Source organism: Streptomyces sp. NBC_00354, assembly GCF_036106915.1.
Classification (GTDB): domain Bacteria; phylum Actinomycetota; class Actinomycetes; order Streptomycetales; family Streptomycetaceae; genus Streptomyces.
In genome coordinates this window covers 8,794,178-8,813,255 of record NZ_CP107983.1, presented here as the reverse complement: position 1 = coordinate 8,813,255, position 19,078 = coordinate 8,794,178, and the positions used below count along the sequence as shown (strand labels likewise).

Sequence of the window (19,078 nt, the reverse complement as noted above, 5' to 3'; positions counted from 1 at the left end):
CGCGCTCGTGGAAAATACCCGGCCAACAACTGGACCACCCGGTGGACCCCGTTCACCGTGACGTTCACCGGACTCACGACCCTCACCACAGCAATCGGACGGGCACTGGCTCGCCGGCCTAGAACTACTGGGGTAAGCACCACCCCACCTCCCCAAGCTCCCGACAGAGTCATGGGGAAGTGATCTTCGTTTGTACGCCCAACCCCTGCCCGGTCGACGAGCCGGACCACACGGCCGCGAGACTGGGCGGATGATCGAGCGCCGCCCGCTGGGCACCGGCCCCCGCCCCGCCACCGACACCCTGGCCACGCCTGGCCCCCGGGCCCGCCTCGCGGCCGAGGCGGCCGAGGCGGCCCCGGCCACCGACGCCACCGGCCCCGCCGAGCAGTCCGCGGCCGCACCCGGCCGGCGCCACCTGGGCCCCGGAAGCGCAGCGGCCGACCACTGACCGGCCGTCACCGGCCATATCTGTAATCACCACTAGGCAAGCGGTGAGTTCTTTCTGCCCAGTTCAGGGGACGTTCAGGACCTGGAGCTCGCCGATCGCAAGGCTGGTGGCGCTCTCGCGGATGGCGGTGAGTGTGCCGGTCTGCCCCCCGCCGGCCCAGGAGATCTCCCAGGTCGTGGTGGCGGTGACCGCGTAGCGGCCGCCCGGGGCCTGTGCGCTGGTGCGGGTGTACATGTGCCCGCAGTCCGGTGCCATCTGCTTCCCGAACTCGGCCGCATACGGGGTACCGGGGCCAGTGCAGGTGACCTGTGCGCCGTCGCCCATGGACCACACGACGTTGCGGACCTTGGCGGTCGCGGTGCCGTGACGGATCCGGCCGAGGCGGACGCCGACGCGGGGGCGGTCCGGGTCGGGCCCGGCCGGTTCCACATCCACACCGGCATCCCGACGAGGCCTTTGCCCTCCGGGCGCGGCACGATCCCCATGTCCGGGCCCTCCAGGCGCAGGCGCTCGACCGCCTGCTGCGCGAGCGCCTGGACGTCGACGCCGCCGCCGGCCGGACCGGTGGCGGACCAGCGGATGCCGCGGCGGACGTCACCAGAGCCGCTCGGGCACGTCACCAGGTACAGCGCCCCGCCGCCGTCACCCGGCTTCCACCCGGCCGGCGCCCCGGTATTGAACCCGTCAGGGACTCACCCCACCCCACCCCCACACCACCCTCAACCCGCTCCCCACCCCCTCCCACCTATAAGTCCGGCTGGTCACCGCCCACAAAACGGGCGCTGACCAGGGGCGATGCAGACAGGCCGCGGAAACCGCCTCCCCCATGAGTCCCCCGATGTTTCCCCCTCGCAGGACACGCCGGTACACGGCACCCGGACGCCACACCCCACGTCGCCCAGGACTTCGATGACCTCACGTATGCACCGACAGACGGTCGCGATGCCGAGGCTTGCTCGGCCAGCTGCCGCAGGGTGCCGGCGGACAGATCGATCGAGGACAGGCAGAACAAGCACGCGAAGCTCCTGACGGACACGAGCGATCTTGGTCTACCAGGAGCTTCGCCACTACGCACAGCCTTTGCCCCCCAACAACCCAGCATCGCGATCAGGTTGGAAAGGGCTCAGTGAGAACCGGTTCAGCGCCTCTTTTCCCAGTGTGCGGCGACATGGTTCGCGCCGCGCACTTCGGGGTTGATCTGCTCACGGACCGCCAGGTAGAGGACCTTCAACGTGGCCTGCTCCGAGGGGAAGCGACCGCGGTTGCGGGTGGCCGACGGGCGCTCTCGGGACCAGACGCGGTTCGAAGCCGCCATTGCGGTTCCGGGGCACCGCCGAAGTGACCGCCCCGGCGTCCGTGAGAACCGTCTTCGGTGAAACTCCGTTGCGGGAGTCCCCCGACCCGTACCTGCACGATCTCCACGTTCACAACCGAGGTGTTCACTCACCTCGGCTCCTAGGGCCCGTTCCAGCACGGCCCTGGTGATCTCCGTCAGCAGCCCGCCCTCACCCGGCAGGGCCGCCCCAGGCGTCAGCGCTGTCGGGCAACCGCTCGACGGCCTCCTCGACCATCGCCTCCCCAGCCGCCGAGGCGACCGGTCTGCCTTCTCCGCCATGACTCGTCCGATCCGCCTGGCCCAGGCCCCGAGACCGAACCCCCGGCCAGGCTGTCACATCACGGACTTACACGATCTTTCAGACACGCTCCACGCACGCTGGGCGGGTGAGTTATGCGGATGGCGGCTTCGCGGGGGTGGGGGTGTTGTGGGGGTGGGGTGGTTTTGTGTGGTAGAGGCTGGTGTAGTGGCCGCCGTGGGCGAGGAGCTGGTGGTGGGTTCCTTGTTCGGTGATGCGGCCGTGGTGGAGGACGCAGATGCGGTCGGCGTGCTGGATGGCGGTGAGGCGGTGGGTGATGAGGAGGAGGGTGTGCGTGGTGAACAGTTCGCGGGTGTGGGTCAGGAGGCGGGTTTCGGCGTGGGGGTCGAGGGCGGCGGTGGGTTCGTCGAGAACGATGAGGGGGGCGTTGCGGAAGAGGGCGCGGGCGAGGGCGATGCGCTGCCACTGGCCGATGGACAGGTCGGTGCCGTGGGTGAATTCGGTGCCGAGCTGGGTGTTGTAGCTGTGGCGGAGTGCGGTGATGTGGGGGTGGGCGCCGGCGCGGCGGGCGGCGTGGGTGATGGCGTCGTGGTCGGCCAGTCGTGCGGGGTCGCCGAGGGCGATGTTTTCGGCGGCGGTGAAGCTGTAGTGGAGGTAGTCCTGGAAGAGGACGGCTGATGCGGCTTGGAGGGCGGCGGGTGGGGCCGGCTGTCCGTTGAGGAGGATGTGTCCGCGGGTGGGCTGGTAGAGGCCGGTGAGGAGTTTGGCGAGGGTGGTCTTGCCGGAGCCGTTCTCCCCGACCAGCGCCACTACCTCCCCTGCATATATGCGCAGAGAGACGTCGGTGAGGGCGGGCCGGGCCGCGGCGGGGTAGGTGAACGAGACATGGTCCGCCTCAAGCACCGCAAACGCCCTGCCCGACCCCGCCGGCCCCGCAGACGCGGCAGGCTCGGTGGGGCGGGGGTGTGTGGTGATGGCGGTGTGATGGCTCGGACTGTTTTTCGCCTGTCCGGGCGGTGCGGGTATGGGCGGTGAGGGTTGGGGCGGTGCGGGTGGGGGTGTGGTGAAGTCGTGGAGGGCTTGGAGGTAGCGGATGGAGGTGCCGGTCATGGCGGTGATGGCGGAGGCGGTGGTGGTCTGCTGGGCGCCGATGTAGAGGCCGCCGAGTGCGGTCAGGGCGGTGGCCGCCGGGAGGTGGCCGGTTGTGGTGGCGGCGGCTACAGTCACCACTGCCGCGGCGGCAAGGAAGTCGGCTGCGACGCGTGCTGCGATGCCCAGGCGCAGGTAGCGGTGCTGGAGGGCCTGTTCGCGGGTGAGGGCCTGCTGGTAGCAGTGGGACAGGCGTGCGATGAGGTGGGAGGCGAGGCCGAATGCGCGGATTTCTTTGGCTTCCGGGCGCCCGGTCAGCAGCCGGGTCAGGTAGCCGCGCATGCGGCGGTTCTCGGTCAGGTCCACGACGAGGGTGTAGTGGGCGCGCTGGCGGGAGACGGCGACGCGTACCGCGGGCAGCACGGCCGGCGCCAGCAGCAGCGGCAGCCACCATGCCATGACGGCCAGCGAGGCCGCGACCGCGGTCAGGCCGAGCAGCATCCGTAGCGCCGATACGAGGATCATCAGCAGCACGGGGGCGTGCCCGTGGGCGGCTTCCACGGCGCGTTCCACCCGGTCGTGGAAGCCGGGGTCCTCGAAGGCGGCCAGGTCCGCGGCCGCCGCGGACCTCACGACCTGCTCCATCGCGTCCCGTTCGACTTTCAGGCGCAGGACGGCTTCCAGGGCCCCGGTGGTCAGCGAGAGGACACCGCCGGCGAAACCCAGCGCCAGCAGCACCCCCATCAGTACCGCCATACGCGCAGGCGTCCCGGCCTGCTGTGCCCCGGTGACGCCCTGCAGCACCTCCCGCCCGGCCAGCAGGGCGCCGCCCAGCCCTACTGCCTGCACCGCTTGCAGCACCAGCACCCCCGCCGTGCGGCGTGCGTCCGCACGCCAGGCCAGCCCCAACGCATACCGGGCCAAGCCCCACAGCTCACCAGGCCCCAGCCGCGGCACACCATCACCCCGCCCCGCAGCCGCTGCTTCCTGCGCCGTGTCGTCCGCCGTGTCGTGTGCCGTGCCTGCCGCCGGTAAGACTGCCGGCGTATTCGCTGTTGCCGTTGCCGGCTGCTCGGCTGTCACCTGGCGGTCCTCTTCACGCGGTGGGCTGACGGGGCTGGGCGGCGGGCTGCCGGCCGAGGGCTTACTGGTCACGAGCGGCGGCCGGGGCGGTGTTGTCCGCCGGGGCGGGGGTGGCGTGGAGGAGGTCGCGGATGTGGTCGAGGCCGTGGACGGGTCCGGTGACGGGGGTGTCGCGGTGGTCGTAGGCGACGGCGGCGGGGACGGCCCCGCCGGTGATGTGACGGTCGTCTTTGGTGGCGGTGCGGAATTCGAGGGGGACGCGGGACAGGGAGCGGTAGTAGTCCTGCTGGTCCCACAGGATGGTGCACAGCGGGCAGGTGGTACTGCCGTAGATCACGATGTGGTCCGTGAGTTCGGGCCGTCCCGGCGGCACGGCAGGCGTGGCGGGGCTGCGGGGCCAGGGGGAAAAGTACAGGCCCGCTCCCGTGGCTGCCCCTGCGGCGGCCGTGATGCTGGCTGTCCCCGGCCCCGGCGCACTGGCAAGTGCACCGGCTGTGAGGGTAAGGGCGAGGAGAGCGCAGGCGGCGGCGTGGGGGTAGGTGAGGCGGGCGGCCAGGCGGGTGCCGAAACAGCCGCACGCCCGTCCGTGCAGGACAAGCGCTGTCGTGGCGAAGCAGGCGAACAGGGTGGCCAGGGCCGCAAGGCGCCAGGCCGCGGGCAGCGGCAGGAGCGCGAGGACCAGCACGGTGGCTTCCGCTGCCGTGGCCCGGCCAGGAGTCACCAGCCGGCCCAGCCGCCCAGTCAGCGGCCACGCCGCCGCACGTTCCGCCGCTGCAGTTCTGTCTGCCCTGGCGTCGGCATCCGCCGTTGCGGTGTCATCGCCGGCGCCGCCGGTGCCGTTGGGGGGGTGCGGGAGTCTGGCGGTGATGCTGAAGGCCATGGCGGCGGTAGCGGCTGCCAGTGCGGCCAGCACCGCTCCCGTCAAAGCTGCGCTGGTGGTGCTCATGCCGGGGCTCCTTCCTCTGCGCGGGCGGTGAGCCAGCCCTGGGACACGCCGCTGGCTACCGCGGCGTGCAGGCTGGGCGGGACATCGGCGGGGTGGAGCGGTCCGGTGGCGAGGAGGGCGGCGAGTTCGACCTCGGTCTCCGCGGTCGTGAGGCGGGTGCGGTCCAGGACCAGGGCGCCGTAGCAGGGCGCGGGGTGCAGGGTGATACCGGCCTTCAGCTCAATGATCATTGCGGACTCCGCAGGACGCCGGGACAGGTGGTGGTGACATGGAGCAGCCGGTGCAGGGCCAGACTGTGGTGCATCCGGGCCTGAGGGTCGTCCAGGACCGCCTGGAGGCGGCCGGTGTGGATCCACGGGCTTGCCGCCGTTTCCTGCAGCAGCAGGGCGCGGGCCTGCGGGCCGGACAGCCGCTGCTGGACGAGTGCTGCCGACGCCAGCTGGGCACGGGCCGCTGCCGGAAGATCAGCCGCCCCGGTGCCGGCCAGACTGCGGAGCAGGGGGGCATCAAGCGTCTGGCCGTTGCTGCGGTGCCACCGTTCCCCGGCGCGCAGGGCCAGGGCCACACCCAAGACCTGGGGGTGGAGCGCAATGTGGACCAGTGCGGCCCGGTCCGCTGCGTCCCATCCGTCCAGGGCTGCGGCATCGTCGGCCAGGGTGACCACCGGGACCAGCGCCGCCCGCAGCCGCTCGTCGTCCTGCGCGGACAGCAGATGGCTGTGGGCCCCGCTGGCCAGCATCGCGTGGCGCAGCAGTTCCTCTCCCCACCACGGCCCCGCCCCCTGACCACCAGCGGCTGTGCCCTGTACCCCTCCGGCCGCAGGAGTAGCCGGAGAGGGGTGCCAGGCGCGCCACCAGGGCTGGCCTACCAGACCAGGCAGCGGCGGGTCCGCGGTCAGGTGCTGCCAGCCGCGCCGCCACCAGCCGGCGCGGGGCGGGGCCTGCAGTCCGCCCCGCCCGAACAGGGCGCCCAGCCCCGCACCGGTCAGTACCTGGCCGTCGAGCAGGGCGGGTGCGGGCCACGGTCCGCACCCGGCCGGCAGCGGGACCTGCGCCTGTGCGCACTGTGCCTGCCACACCGGCGTGCCGTCCAGGATCACGGTCTTCGCCGGGAGCCGGTCCGGGGCGGGGCCTGGCACGGGCAGGCCCGCGCTCACATGGACCCGCTCCGCATCGGGCACAGCACGGGCCAGCGCGGCCGACCCGGTGCCGCCGCTCACCCCCACCCGCGCACAGCGCGCGTCATCCGCCGCCGCCTGCAGAGCCTCCCGCAGCGCCCCCGCCGGCCCGGCCCGCCCCCAGCTCCGGCGACGGGGCAGCAGCTCATGCCAGTCAAACCCGGTGAACGCGACAGCCGGACGGCCCCCGGGCGCCGACAGAACTGCACCCGCGGGCAGCCGGTACACCTCCCGGAAGGGCGTGAGCGGCACCTGTACCGGCAGGCCCGCCAGCAGCGCGGCCGCCACCCCCGGATGTGGAACACAGCCGCCCCCGGTGAAGTCCGCCCACACCGTGGAGAACTCCACCCGCCCGGCCGTGGGCCGGTAATAGAGCGGGAGCTGGCTCAGCACCCCCCGCCCGACCTGCCCCGCGACAGGGTCGCACCATACGTCCGCTGCCGGATGCGACGGCCCGAACGGCGACACCCGCACCCGCCCGCCCGCGCCCCACTCCACGGCACAGCCACACGACAGCCGCAGCAACACCACCGCACCGCCAGCCGCCAGTTCACCCGACAGCCCGCACACCCAGCCCCCGTGCCCGCACACGACACCCCCCACCGCACGCACCACCGCCTGCCCCATCACCCACCCCCCACAGCCACGATGACACCCCCGCCAGCCGCCGCCGAGCCGGCGCCGGCCTGGCGGCGCGGATAACACGCCAGCTCCCGATACCAGTCCCCCACCCCGGTACCCGCAACCGTCCGCCCACCGCACTCCACCCCCGCCACCACCCGCCGCCGCCCCGCCCCCTCCACCACCACAGCCTCAAAACACACCACCAAAAACGCCTCAACACCCCGCCGCCGCAGCAGCAAAGCCAGGACAGCGCACTCCCACACCACCCCCCGGAAACCACACACCACCCGCACCACCACCCGCAGCCACACCACCACCCACCCCCGACACCCACCCCCGACACCACGACGGGAAACTCCCCCCAACCCGTCCAGACGCGCCGCCAAATCCTCAACCCCTACACCCCGCAAAGACCACACCACCCACACAACACCCAACACGCCAACCCCCTGCTCAACAAGCCACAAGCCAAACTCCAGAAAACCAATTCAGCCCGGACCGGCAACAACAACCCACAGCGAGCCAGCCAGACCAAAAAATCAGACCGGACCCAATACGCCCCTGGCAGCCCGCAGTCGAATTCTTCCCCGGCGTAAAGCCCGGAGCCATGAGCCTTTCTGCGCCCTTCCGCAGCTCCCCCATGAAGGAAGTCCGGCCAGGAACCAGCAACCCGGCCGAACCCCAAACACCCTTATCCACTCCCGGCGCATGCCGCACCCTGGCAGTCATTACCAGTCACCCGGCAGCTCCAGGAACACGCATCAGCCAAGCATGCAGCCCGTGCCCGTGCATACCCCGGGGCCAGGCACCCAGTGGCAAGTGGGGCACAGCACGCAAAGCGCTTGGATGACCAACGAGTTGCACGACAGCTGCGACACGCCGGTGGTGTAGCTGGTCGTGAAGGGGTCGTAGGCTAGAGCCAGGCTTTCAAAGGATTCCATCACGCACCTCCATTTTTCTCGCGCCCCGTGAATTTCCGTGAGCCACTCCGACCCCCTGGCAAAAGCGGGGCGCAGGCAGCTTTCACCCCGGGGATAGCACGAACATGCTCCCGCAGAAAGGAATCGTCAAGACAACCAGCAGAAATTCCTCCCCGCACACGCCTGCACAAACACCAGCAAGTCGAACTGATGCTCCCGGTGACGTGACCTGCACGCAGACAGCCAGCACTCGCAGGTCTCCAGCGGACTGTTCCCGCAGGGCTGAACCCAGGGCTCGAGCGGAGCGTGTCTGAAAGATCGTGTAAGTCCGTGATGTGACAGCCTGGCCGGGGGTTCGGTCTCGGGGCCTGGGCCAGGCGGATCGGACGAGTCATGGCGGAGAAGGCAGACCGGTCGCCTCGGCGGCTGGGGAGGCGATGGTCGAGGAGGCCGTCGAGCGGTTGCCCGACAAGGCTGACGCCTGGGGCGGCCCTGCCGGGTGAGGGCGGGCTGCTGACGGAGATCACCAGGGCCGTGCTGGAACGGACCCTAGCGGTGGTTTGTTGACGGCGGGTCAGGGTCGTAGTAGGCCGGTAGTAGAGGAACGTCGCCTCGCTGTCCGGGGAGCCTGTGATGACCCGTCGTCTGCCGTGTCCGCCGCTCCGGGTCTGCTGGAAGCCTACGCCGCCGGCTTCGATGACCTCTTCTCGACACTGGCACAGCGTCGGGGGTTCCGCGAGTACCTCACGGGGCTGCTGCTGCCGCGGGACCGCAACAAGACGCTGACCGCCCTGGCCGGCACCGAGCCAGTGGTCGGTGCCCAGCACGCGGCGGTGCAGCGGCTGCAGTTCTTCCTGTCCGAGTCGACTTGGGACCACGAGCAGGTCAACGCCCGCCGGGTGGCACTGCTGCTGGCCGATTCCGCGACGGCCCCGCACTCCGGTGGAGTCCTGGTAATCGATGACTCGGGGGACCGCAAAGACGGGAAGGCGACCGCGCACGTCGGGCGGCAGTGGCTCGGCCGGCTGGGCAAGACCGACAACGGCATCGTGACGGTGACCACCTGCTGGGCGGACGAGAACCTCTACTACCCGCTGCACGCCGTGCCCTACACCCCGGCCCACCACTTCCCGGCCGGCAAGAAGGACCCCCGCTTCCGCACGAAGCTGAGGATCGCCGCCGAACTGGCCCGCACCGCCAAGGCGGCCGGGGTCTTGTTCAGGGCGGTGGCCGCGGACTGCGGCTACGGCGACCAGAGCAGCTTCCTGGGGGACCTGTCCGAGGCGGGATTGCCGTTCGTCGTGGCGGTCAAGCCGAGCCACGGCAGCTGGGCCTACGGCAAGGACGCCCACACGCCCGTCCACGCCGCCCGTGCCCTGACCTGGACTGACCCCAAGAATCCCGGGGACTGGACCCCGGTCGAGCGCACGTTCCGCGACGGGCACACCGAGACCTGGTGGGCCGCCGACGCGAGCCTCGGCTTCTGGGGCCCCGACGGCAACGTCCGCCTGGTCGTGGCCACCACCGACCCGGCCACCCTGCCCTCGCAGTCCACCTGGTACCTGGCCACCGACCTGCCCCGCCCCGGTGGCTCCCGGACCGTCGACAGCCCCGAACCACCGGCCGACCTGGCCGAGGTCGTGCGGATCTACGGACTGCGGCACTGGATCGAGCAGAGCTACAAGCAGGTCAAGGACGAACTCGGCTGGGCCGACTTCCAGGTCCGCTCCGACACCGCCATCCGACGCCACCAGACCCTGGTCACCTGCGCGTTCTCGTTCTGCTGGGACACCTGGCTCGGCCCACCAGCCGCGGTTCGCTCGAAACAGCACCCGCCAGAGCCGGCCGAGGAACCGGGCCGAGTTGAGAGGGGGACCAAGCAAACCTCACCAGCCCCACCCGGCCAGCTGGCCCCGGGCAATCCGCGCCGTCCGAGCCTGGCTCGACCCCTCGACCGCCCTCCAACGCTACTGGCGCGCCTGGACCAACGAGCCACCACCACCCGAACTCCAAGCCCTAATCAACGCCGTCGGCTCAGGCCACCCACTTGACCTCTACTGCCCGGTATAACAAACCACCGCTAGTGTGATGCGTCAGAAATGGCGGCTCTAAGTAGCTGTCAGGTATTGGTGGTTGGCGGGCTGATTTTGGTGAGGTAGTCGGCGAGGGAGTGGAGGATCTCGTCGGCGGTCTTGGTCCAGGCGAAGGGCTTGGGGTCTTGGTTCCACTGCTCGATCCAGGCTTGGATGTCGTTCTCCAGTGCCTTGACGGAGGTGTGGACGCCACGGCGTAGGAGCTTGTCGGTCAGCAGGCCAAACCACCGCTCGACCTGGTTCATCCAGGAGGAGCCTGTGGGGGTGAAGTGGATGTGGAAACGCGGGTGTTTGCCGAGCCACGTCCTGATCTCGGGGGTGTTGTGGGTGGCGTAGTTGTCGCACACCAGGTGCACGTCGAGGCCGGTGGGCACGGCCTTGTCGATCCGGATCAGGAACCTCTTGAACTCGATGGCGCGGTGGCGGCGGTGGAGCTCGGATATGACGGTGCCATCAGCGATGTTGAAGGCGGCGAACAGGCTGGTGATGCCGTGCCGCAGGTAGTCGTGAGTGCGTCGCTCGGGCATGCCCGGCATCATCGGCAGCACCGGCTGGGAGCGGTCCAGCGCCTGGATTTGGGACTTCTCGTCCACGCACAGGACCACCGCCTTCTCGGGCGGGTTGTGGTACAGGCCGACGACATCGACGACCTTCGCGATGAACTGCGGGTCGGTGGAGAGCTTGAAGGAGTCCTGGAGGTGCGGCTTGAGGTCGAACTTCTTCCAGATCCGGCCGATGGTGGATTTCGACAGGCCGGAGTGCTGGGCCATCGAGGCTCGCGACCAGTGCGTGTCCCTGCCCGGGGTGGATTCCAAAGTAGCGGTGAGTACGTCCTCGACCCTGTCGAGCAGGATTGAGGGCGGCCGGCCGGGACGCGGCTCGTCCGTCAGCCCGTCCAGCCGCAGCCGGACGAACCTGGAACGCCAACGGTTCACCGTGTTGTGCGCGATACCGAGTTCGGCAGCGATCTCCTTGTTCGTCCCGCCTTCCGCGCACCGCAGCACGATCCTCGCCCGCAGCGCAAGGAACTGCGCTGTCTTCGCCCGCCGCGTCCAGCGCGTCAGCTCCGCCCGCTCGGCATCGGACAGCACCAGCTCCGGCTTGCGCCGGCCCGGCCGCGGCTCATCCATCAGCCCCGCCATCCGCCGGGCCGCGAACCGCGAGCGCCACTTGCGTACCGTCTCCGCGGACACCCCGGAGCCTGTCGCCACAGAGGTATTCGACTTCCCCTCCGCACAGGCCAGGACGATGCGGGCTCGCTCCGCGGCACGAGCCGACACCTCGCCGTCCGCCCAACGCAGTAACTCAGCACGTTCCTCAGCGGACAGTACGACTTCGACAGCACGAGGACCTCGACGCGACATAAGATCAGGCTACAGACTTAGAGCCGCCATTTCTGACGCATCACACTAGTGTGATGCGTCAGAAATGGCGGCTCTAAGTAGCTGTCAGGTATTGGTGGTTGGCGGGCTGATTTTGGTGAGGTAGTCGGCGAGGGAGTGGAGGATCTCGTCGGCGGTCTTGGTCCAGGCGAAGGGCTTGGGGTCTTGGTTCCACTGCTCGATCCAGGCTTGGATGTCGTTCTCCAGTGCCTTGACGGAGGTGTGGACGCCACGGCGTAGGAGCTTGTCGGTCAGCAGGCCAAACCACCGCTCGACCTGGTTCATCCAGGAGGAGCCTGTGGGGGTGAAGTGGATGTGGAAACGCGGGTGTTTGCCGAGCCACGTCCTGATCTCGGGGGTGTTGTGGGTGGCGTAGTTGTCGCACACCAGGTGCACGTCGAGGCCGGTGGGCACGGCCTTGTCGATCCGGATCAGGAACCTCTTGAACTCGATGGCGCGGTGGCGGCGGTGGAGCTCGGATATGACGGTGCCATCAGCGATGTTGAAGGCGGCGAACAGGCTGGTGATGCCGTGCCGCAGGTAGTCGTGAGTGCGTCGCTCGGGCATGCCCGGCATCATCGGCAGCACCGGCTGGGAGCGGTCCAGCGCCTGGATTTGGGACTTCTCGTCCACGCACAGGACCACCGCCTTCTCGGGCGGGTTGTGGTACAGGCCGACGACATCGACGACCTTCGCGATGAACTGCGGGTCGGTGGAGAGCTTGAAGGAGTCCTGGAGGTGCGGCTTGAGGTCGAACTTCTTCCAGATCCGGCCGATGGTGGATTTCGACAGGCCGGAGTGCTGGGCCATCGAGGCTCGCGACCAGTGCGTGTCCCTGCCCGGGGTGGATTCCAAAGTAGCGGTGAGTACGTCCTCGACCCTGTCGAGCAGGATTGAGGGCGGCCGGCCGGGACGCGGCTCGTCCGTCAGCCCGTCCAGCCGCAGCCGGACGAACCTGGAACGCCAACGGTTCACCGTGTTGTGCGCGATACCGAGTTCGGCAGCGATCTCCTTGTTCGTCCCGCCTTCCGCGCACCGCAGCACGATCCTCGCCCGCAGCGCAAGGAACTGCGCTGTCTTCGCCCGCCGCGTCCAGCGCGTCAGCTCCGCCCGCTCGGCATCGGACAGCACCAGCTCCGGCTTGCGCCGGCCCGGCCGCGGCTCATCCATCAGCCCCGCCATCCGCCGGGCCGCGAACCGCGAGCGCCACTTGCGTACCGTCTCCGCGGACACCCCGGAGCCTGTCGCCACAGAGGTATTCGACTTCCCCTCCGCACAGGCCAGGACGATGCGGGCTCGCTCCGCGGCACGAGCCGACACCTCGCCGTCCGCCCAACGCAGCAACTCAGCACGTTCCTCAGCGGACAGTACGACTTCGACAGCACGAGGACCTCGACGCGACATAAGATCAGGCTACAGACTTAGAGCCGCCATTTCTGACGCATCACACTAGCGGTGGTTTGTTATACCGGGCAGTAGAGGTCAAGTGCGCCACAGCCTCACCCACACGCCGTACAAATGGAAAAGGCTCCTGGATACGGCTTGAGTTCTATTGGTGGTTGCTGTCAGCGTACAAGTGGACGTGCGCCACCTCGTACGAATGAAGGTGCTCCGTTTTCGGGGCGGTGGTGGGGTGCTCGCCGTGAGTCTGGTGTTGTCCGTTCGGGGCGGCAGGGAGGCGGCTCACGGTGGTCTTGGACCCACATCGGTGGCTGGAGTTGAGGCGGTTTCGTCCGCTGTATGAGTCTGGTGCGATGAGCCTGCGGGAGGTCGCGAAGGAGACCGGGCTGAACCGTCGGACCGTCAGCAGGTATCTGAAGGACCCGGCATCGGCGGGGCTGCCCAAGCGGGAGTCCTCTGGTCGGCCCCAGCGGCGGGTCGTGGACGAGATCGCGCCCCTGATCGACGCGATGCTCAGGGCCGAGGTCCTGATGAAGGGGTCGGTGGTCCACGAGCGCCTGGTCGCGGAGTGCGGGGTCGCGATCAACTACCAGCGGGTGAAGCTCTATCTGCAGGAGGCCCGGCCGCGGATCGCGGAGGAGCTGGGCATCAGCCCGGGCGAGCTGGCGGGGCTGCACCGGCGTTTCGAGGTGGTGCCCGGTGCTCAGGCCCAGGTGGACTGGGGAGATGAGGGCCAGGTCCTCGCTCATGTCGGGATTCCGAAGGTCTACTCGTTCCACATGACGCTGTCGTACTCGCGTGATCCGTTCTGCTGCTTCACCACCAGCCAGGATCTCGCGACGTTCTTCGACTGCCACCGCCAGGCGTTCGCGCACTTCGCCGGGGTCCCGTTGAGCATCGTCTATGACCGCACCAAGACGGTCGTGCGCCGGCACGTCGCCCCGGGCGAGGCGGTCCCGCTGCACCCTGAAGCGGTCGCATTCGCAGGCCACTACGACTACGACATCGACGTGCTGGCGGCGTACCGGCCGCAAGGCAAGGGCAGGGTCGAGCGTCAGGTGAACCTCGTCCGCGACCACGTCCTGGCCAGCCGGGCCTTCTCCTCGGTCGAGGAGATGAACGCCGCTTTCACGGCCTGGGTGCCGTTGCGGCGGGCGAAGGTCCACGTGAAGTTCCGCCTCTGAGCTGGACAGCTTGATACTGGGACGGATGTCCCGGAGGAAGCAGTGTCTGGCAGTGAGTAAGAAGAGCAACACGAGCAAGCGGTATACGGCGGAGTTCAAGCGGGACGCGGTCGCGCTGGTCCGGTCCTCCGGACGGACGGTCACCGAGGTCGCCCGGGAGCTCGGCGTCAGTGCCGAGGGCCTGCGGAACTGGGTCAAGCAGGCCGAGGTCGACCAGGGTCGGGGTCCGGCCGGTGCGCTGACCACCGCCGAGCGTGAGGAGCTGGTCCGGCTGCGGCGCAAGGTCCGTGAGCAGGAGCAGACGATCGAGGTCCTGGGAAAAGCGACCGCCTCCTTCGCGGAGCGGAAGACGAAGTAGCCGCGCGCTACGCGTTCGTCGACGTGGAGAAGGCGTCCGAGTCCAACCCTGCCGGTCACAGCGTGGCACTGCTGTGCCGGGCGTTGAAGGTGGGGCGCTCGGCGTACTACGCCTGGCTGGCCGCCCGACCGGCCGCCGAGGAACACCGCCGTGAGGACGAGGCCCTGGTGACAGAGATCCGGAAGATCCACGACGGCTCGCGCCGCGCCTACGGCGCCCCGCGGGTCAACGCCGCCCTGCGCAGGAAGGGGCGGCGAATCAACCGGAAGAAGGCCGAGCGTCTGATGCGCGAGCACGATATCCGTGGCATCACCCGGCGTAAGCGCCGCAGCCTGGAGCCTTTTCCATTTGTACGGCGTGTGGGTGAGGCTGTGGCGACGTGTTGACCGGGGCGTGACGAACGGGGCATCCCGCTGGTTTGACAGATCACCACAACCGGCCTGACCTGCGGAGATGCCCCGTGTTCTCCTATCCTGCCGCATGCGGCATCGATGAAGAACTCCTGGAACTGGTCACCATCGTGATCGTGGCGGGCAAGACCGGCGGGCGCCGGAAACTTCGCCCGTACGATCAGGCCCGATGTGCCCTGGTCTACCTGCGTAAACATGACACACTCGAACAAATCGCTGCCGGCTTCGGCATCGGTGTGGCCACGGCCTGGCGGTATGTGAACGACACGATCGAGCGTCTCGCCGCTTTCGCGCCGACGTTGACCGAGGCGCTCACCAGCCACCACGCCGACGGCTATGTCCTCCTGGACGGCACGGTCGCTGAGACCGACCGGGTCCAGGCGGAGGGGCACTTCTCGGGCAAGGTCCGCCGCGAAGGCGTGAACCTGCAGGTCATCACGGCCGAAGACGGGAAACTCCTGTGGATCTCACCCGCCCTGCCCGGTGGGACCAACGACGTGAAGGCCGCACGTGCACACGACGTCGTCAGGACCTGCGCGGAACTGGATCTGGAGGTTCTCGCGGACAAGGGCTACCAGGGCGCCGGCGGCACCGTCATCACCCCGGTCAAGCGCCGTCCCGGCAGCGAACTCCACAAGAAACACAAGAAGTCGAACAGGGTGCACGCCGCGCTCCGGGCTCCGGTCGAACGCGCCATCTCACGCATCAAGGCCTGGAGGATCTTCCGCCACGCACGCAACAGCCCGAACCGGCTCACGTCAGCCGCCGCCATCCTCACCCTAACGATCTACACATGAAAAAGGCTCCAGGGCTGATTCAAAGTCATGGTCCGACGGCATCGTCGCTGGTCAGCGACATAGGCGCCGGGCCTGCAGCCGACTGTTCCTGACAGGAAGTCAGAGTCGGTGGACCCCGGGCGGCTCTCCGACCAGGGTCGATGCCGATTGCCCCGCGTGGACGCGTCAGTGACGCGGCTCAGCGCCAGGGCTGATTCATAGTCCTGGCTGCGTTGAGAACCAGCAGGTCACAGGCATGTGACGAACCTTCACTTCGGCCGTGCCGTACGCAACGAAGCTCCGATGATCGAGGGGACCTACCAAGTCACCTGACCACCGGAGCTCCGATGTGCCGCCAGTCTGCCACCATCTGTCTGATCAAGTCGCCCTCGCGTGAACACCGTGAACTTCCCGGCACTGCGGCGCGGTTGGCGTCCCTGCCGGATCCACGCGCCCGGCGGGGCCGGCGTCATAGCCTCCCCTCGGTGTTACTGACCGCCGCGTGCGCGGTGCTGGCCGGCGCCCGCTCCTATTTCGCGATCGGGCAGTGGGCCCGCCACGCGCCCCAGGACACCCTCTCCCGCCTGGGGTTTCATCCGCGTGGCCCCCTCGGGGTGCGCCGTGCGGCCTCTGTGTCGACCGTGCGCCGGGTGTTGGTCAGGGTGTGTTCCGGCGGCCTCGCAGACCTCCTCGGCCACGGGCCGGATGGCACGGAATCGGTCGCGGTGGACGGCAAGAGTGCCCGCGGTTCACGCACCGACGTGGCTCCGGCAGCCCACCTCCTGTCCGCTGTCACGGCCACGGGCCGCACCGTCAGCCAGCTGAGGGTGCCGGACAAAACCAATGAGATCACCGCGTTCACCGCCCTGTTGGACCCGTTCGACCTGACCGGGACCGTGGTCACCGCCGACGCTCTCCACACGCAGCGCGAGCACGCGAAATGGCTGGTCGAGGTGAAGAACGCCCACTACCTGATGGTGGTCAAGGGCAACCAGCCGAACCTCCACGCAGCCCTCAAGGCCCTGCCATGGAAGGAGGTGACCGCCCGCCGCTACGACCGCGAGCGCGGGCACGGCCGGCACGAGACCCGCTCCGTGCGCACCCTCACCGTCACCGGCCTCGGCCTCGACTTCCCTCACGTCGTCCAGGCGGTGAAAATCCTCCGGTACCGCACCGACCTGAAGACCGGAAAGGTCACCCGCCAGACCGTCTACACGATCACGGACATGACGGCACGCGAGGCATCACCGCAGTTCATCGGCCGTATCGCCAGAGCGCAGTGGGGCATCGAAGCCCTCCACCACATCAGGGACACGACGTTCGCCGAGGATGCCTCCAAGATCCGGACCGGACAAGGGCCGGAGAACATGGCCACCCTCCGGAACTTCGCGATCAACATCCTTCGCGACGCCGGACACCGCAACATCGCCGCCGGACTCCGAGAGATCTCCTACACGCCCTTCACCCGCCCACTCGACCTGCTCGGACTACCCCTGACCTGCGACGAGACGTGATCAGCCGGACTATGAATTAGCCCTGGGCTCAGCGCTGCCCGGCTTTGAATCAGCCCTGGCAGACGACCACGCCGACGTGTCCTTACGAAGCGATCTGTGTTCGCTCATCCCAATGAGTGGCCGTGTCGTCGCGGGGCACTGGGCGGCCAATCAGTCAAAGCCACAACCACGGCATGAGCGTTTTAAGCCACACCCAGGCCCCCGGGTCTCCCGATCGTACGAAGGACCGGAATCAACCCGCCAACACGGTAAGGAGCATTTTCAACTCGTCCCACCCAACCGATCGGATGACGGGAGGCTCTTATTCCTGCAGGTCACAGACGTTTAGGAGGACGTACTGAAGCCCAAGTTGCAAAGGCTCACTGACTGCCGCGTGCGCGGTCCTGGCCGGTGCCGGCTCCTATGTCGCGATCGGGCAGTGGGGCCGCCACACGCCCCAGGACACCCTCTCCCGTCCGGGGTTTCATCCGCGCGGCCCCCTCGGGGTCCGCCGTGCGGCCTCTCCGTCGACCGTGCGCAGGGTGCTGGTCCTGGTGTGTCCCGGCGGCCTCGCCGACCTTCTCGGACACGGCCTGGCCGCTACGCAGTCGGTCGCGGTGGATGGCAAGACCACCCGCGGTTCACGCACCGAAACCGCCCCGGCCGCCCACCTCCTGTCCGCTGTCACGGCCGCGGGCCGCACCGTCAGAGCTGAGGGTGCCGGACAGAACGAACGAGATCACCGCGTTCACCGCCCTGTTGGACCCGTTCGACCTGACCGGCACTGTGGTCACCGCCGACGCCCTCCACACCCAGCGCGAGCATGCAAAATGGCTGGTGGAGGTCGTCCTGCAACGGCCCTGGTGGAGCCTTGGTGCTGCTTGACCAGGTACCGCATTTGGGCGCCTGCGGACTTGGGGACGGGGGCGGGTGAACACCTGCTGTCCGGCGCGTTCCAGGCTGTCTCCGACGATGCCCATCAGGAACCCTCCAAGCTTGTTCGACCAACGCAAGCCCACAGGCGCCCCGCTGAGCATCTTTCAGAACCGCACCCGCCCTCGCGGTCGGAAACGGGTCGTAAGTCGCTCAGCGGGCGTACAGCAGCTAGAACGGGGCGGGAAGCGAACTTATTTTAGTCGAGGGTGGGAAATCGAAACCCGCTGGTGAAGGCTGCGCGGTGGTCTACCTCGGCCTCGGGAGCTTCCGGCAACTGCTCAGCGTATGGGGCGGCAGCAGGGGCCGGAAGAAACTCGCCGCCCTGCGAGGCCAACCCGCGGCAGTGAGAGGGGGCGGCCCGAGGTCACAGACGGCCCGCTGACCGCCTCTCGCAAGCCCCCTCCAGGCAAAGGGGCCGGGTCGGAGGGCGCGCGGCCGTCAGCGGGCGCACAGCCCTGTTCAGAACGAGACGTCGAAGTAGTCGATGTCCGTGAACTCGACTTCCAGGCCCTGGGCGCGGGTCCCGCCGTCCTTGAAGTAGACCTTGCAGTCCCTCGGCAACGATCTGTCGCAGCTGTTGATCGCCCGCGCCCGCCGCGCGGGCGTCAAAGAGGCGCTGCGCGTAGACGGGTGGAAGGTGAACGGTCAGACGGCGCATCCGGCCGTCGTCGGTACTGCCGACGGGCGCGGTGTACCCGAAACGGGCTCTCGTCTCGACGGTGATCCCGCCAGTGTCGGCGGCCTGCCGGCGGCGCCGCTTGCGGACCAGCGGCTGCCAGCGTGTTCGGACCGCCTGTTCAATCCGGCTCTGGACGTGCTGGGGCGGGTGTTTGCGGGCGCCGCGCCGGTAGCGGTTGACGGAATCCGCAGTGACGCCAAGTTCCGCGGCCACCGCCCGCGTCGTCTTCAGCTGACTCATCAGGTAGCTGATCTGACCCTTGAGGGCCTTGGGCGGATCCTTGGTGAACGCCTCCTGGTCCGCACGGGCCACAGCGTCATCGATCTCCCCCACCAATCATCCCTTCGTACCTCAGGTCAGGCAGCAGCCGCCCCTGTGGGGGCCGGCCTACGAGCGGACAGCCCGCCCTGGGCGACGGGCCCTCGGGCGGGGCGTCATATCTCGGCGACGCTGGGGATGTAAAGGGCAATTCGCCTAGATCCAA

At 68.8% G+C, this 19,078-nt stretch carries 15 protein-coding genes and 4 pseudogenes; 8 read left to right on the top strand and 11 right to left on the bottom strand.

Annotated features, from left to right (window positions below; all coding sequences use genetic code 11):
• The first annotated feature begins 250 nt into the window (after positions 1–250).
• A complete protein-coding gene (locus OHT74_RS40865; protein WP_328623213.1) occupies positions 251–448 on the top strand; it encodes a hypothetical protein in 198 nt (65 codons plus the stop codon).
• 63 nt (positions 449–511) lie between these two features.
• Here the strand turns inward: OHT74_RS40865 and OHT74_RS40860 are convergent, their stop codons facing one another.
• The 7 genes and pseudogenes from OHT74_RS40860 to OHT74_RS40835 form a co-directional block, all read right to left on the bottom strand.
• Positions 512–883: a hypothetical protein gene (locus tag OHT74_RS40860; protein ID WP_328623212.1), complete on the bottom strand. Its 372-nt coding sequence runs from the start codon at positions 881–883 to the stop codon at positions 512–514.
• A 703-nt stretch (positions 884–1,586) separates the two neighbouring features.
• The gene (locus OHT74_RS40855) at positions 1,587–1,763 is read right to left on the bottom strand and encodes a hypothetical protein (RefSeq protein WP_328623211.1); all 177 of its coding nucleotides are present in this window, start codon (positions 1,761–1,763) and stop codon (positions 1,587–1,589) included.
• Positions 1,732–2,019, bottom strand: a pseudogene (locus tag OHT74_RS42350) (transposase); the annotation flags it as partial. The pseudogene OHT74_RS42350 and the gene OHT74_RS40855, both read right to left, overlap by 32 nt.
• A gap of 156 nt (positions 2,020–2,175) precedes the next feature.
• The gene (locus OHT74_RS40850; RefSeq protein WP_328623210.1) at positions 2,176–4,056 is read right to left on the bottom strand and encodes an ABC transporter ATP-binding protein; all 1,881 of its coding nucleotides are present in this window, start codon (positions 4,054–4,056) and stop codon (positions 2,176–2,178) included.
• Between the two features lie 220 nt (positions 4,057–4,276).
• Positions 4,277–5,161, bottom strand: coding sequence for a hypothetical protein (locus OHT74_RS40845; protein ID WP_328623209.1), 885 nt, complete (start codon positions 5,159–5,161; stop codon positions 4,277–4,279).
• A complete protein-coding gene (locus OHT74_RS40840; RefSeq protein WP_328623208.1) occupies positions 5,158–5,391 on the bottom strand; it encodes a hypothetical protein in 234 nt (77 codons plus the stop codon). Before OHT74_RS40840 ends, OHT74_RS40845 begins: the two co-directional genes overlap by 4 nt.
• Positions 5,388–6,731: a hypothetical protein gene (locus tag OHT74_RS40835; protein ID WP_328623207.1), complete on the bottom strand. Its 1,344-nt coding sequence runs from the start codon at positions 6,729–6,731 to the stop codon at positions 5,388–5,390. Before OHT74_RS40835 ends, OHT74_RS40840 begins: the two co-directional genes overlap by 4 nt.
• A 1,784-nt stretch (positions 6,732–8,515) precedes the next feature.
• Between OHT74_RS40835 and OHT74_RS40830 the strand changes: the two are divergent.
• Positions 8,516–9,933 (top strand): annotated as a pseudogene (locus OHT74_RS40830) (IS701 family transposase).
• 68 nt (positions 9,934–10,001) lie between these two features.
• Here OHT74_RS40830 and OHT74_RS40825 read toward each other — a convergent pair.
• Complete coding sequence (locus OHT74_RS40825; RefSeq protein WP_328623056.1) at positions 10,002–11,339, bottom strand: IS630 family transposase; 1,338 nt, start codon at positions 11,337–11,339, stop codon at positions 10,002–10,004.
• 84 nt (positions 11,340–11,423) lie between these two features.
• Entirely contained in the window at positions 11,424–12,761 is a 1,338-nt protein-coding gene (locus OHT74_RS40820; RefSeq protein WP_328623056.1) for an IS630 family transposase, read from the bottom strand.
• A 350-nt stretch (positions 12,762–13,111) separates the two neighbouring features.
• Here OHT74_RS40820 and istA point away from each other — a divergent pair, with 350 nt between their 5' ends.
• From istA to OHT74_RS40790, 6 genes are all read left to right on the top strand, one after another.
• Positions 13,112–13,942: an IS21 family transposase gene (gene istA / locus OHT74_RS40815; RefSeq protein ID WP_443047673.1), complete on the top strand. Its 831-nt coding sequence runs from the start codon at positions 13,112–13,114 to the stop codon at positions 13,940–13,942.
• A gap of 52 nt (positions 13,943–13,994) precedes the next feature.
• Positions 13,995–14,300, top strand: coding sequence for a transposase (locus tag OHT74_RS40810; RefSeq protein WP_328623205.1), 306 nt, complete (start codon positions 13,995–13,997; stop codon positions 14,298–14,300).
• A 23-nt stretch (positions 14,301–14,323) separates the two neighbouring features.
• Positions 14,324–14,686: an IS3 family transposase gene (locus tag OHT74_RS40805; RefSeq protein ID WP_328623204.1), complete on the top strand. Its 363-nt coding sequence runs from the start codon at positions 14,324–14,326 to the stop codon at positions 14,684–14,686.
• 74 nt (positions 14,687–14,760) lie between these two features.
• Entirely contained in the window at positions 14,761–15,507 is a 747-nt protein-coding gene (locus OHT74_RS40800) for a transposase family protein (RefSeq protein WP_328623203.1), read from the top strand.
• A gap of 326 nt (positions 15,508–15,833) precedes the next feature.
• The gene (locus tag OHT74_RS40795; RefSeq protein ID WP_328623202.1) at positions 15,834–17,000 is read left to right on the top strand and encodes an ISAs1 family transposase; all 1,167 of its coding nucleotides are present in this window, start codon (positions 15,834–15,836) and stop codon (positions 16,998–17,000) included.
• Positions 17,001–17,696: 696 nt separating this feature from the next.
• Complete coding sequence (locus tag OHT74_RS40790) at positions 17,697–17,864, top strand: hypothetical protein (protein WP_328623513.1); 168 nt, start codon at positions 17,697–17,699, stop codon at positions 17,862–17,864.
• On the opposite strand, the pseudogene OHT74_RS40785 reads toward OHT74_RS40790, so the two are convergent.
• Positions 17,830–17,959 (bottom strand): annotated as a pseudogene (locus tag OHT74_RS40785) (telomere-protecting terminal protein Tpg); the annotation flags it as partial. The gene OHT74_RS40790 and the pseudogene OHT74_RS40785 sit on opposite strands and share 35 nt — an antisense overlap.
• A 415-nt stretch (positions 17,960–18,374) precedes the next feature.
• Positions 18,375–18,927, bottom strand: a pseudogene (gene tpg, locus OHT74_RS40780) (telomere-protecting terminal protein Tpg).
• Positions 18,928–19,078: the final 151 nt, after the last annotated feature.

Excerpts from the sequence above, each read along its gene's own strand:
- OHT74_RS40865 (WP_328623213.1), top strand. The coding sequence starts at position 251 with ATGATCGAGCGCCGCCCGCTGGGCACCGGCCCCCGCCCCGCCACCGAC.
- OHT74_RS40855 (WP_328623211.1), bottom strand. The coding sequence starts at position 1,763 with ATGGCGGCTTCGAACCGCGTCTGGTCCCGAGAGCGCCCGTCGGCCACC.
- OHT74_RS40845 (WP_328623209.1), bottom strand. The coding sequence starts at position 5,161 with ATGAGCACCACCAGCGCAGCTTTGACGGGAGCGGTGCTGGCCGCACTG.
- OHT74_RS40840 (WP_328623208.1), bottom strand. The coding sequence starts at position 5,391 with ATGATCATTGAGCTGAAGGCCGGTATCACCCTGCACCCCGCGCCCTGC.
- OHT74_RS40825 (WP_328623056.1), bottom strand. The coding sequence starts at position 11,339 with ATGTCGCGTCGAGGTCCTCGTGCTGTCGAAGTCGTACTGTCCGCTGAG.
- OHT74_RS40820 (WP_328623056.1), bottom strand. The coding sequence starts at position 12,761 with ATGTCGCGTCGAGGTCCTCGTGCTGTCGAAGTCGTACTGTCCGCTGAG.
- istA (WP_443047673.1), top strand. The coding sequence starts at position 13,112 with ATGAGCCTGCGGGAGGTCGCGAAGGAGACCGGGCTGAACCGTCGGACC.
- OHT74_RS40795 (WP_328623202.1), top strand. The coding sequence starts at position 15,834 with ATGTGCCGCCAGTCTGCCACCATCTGTCTGATCAAGTCGCCCTCGCGT.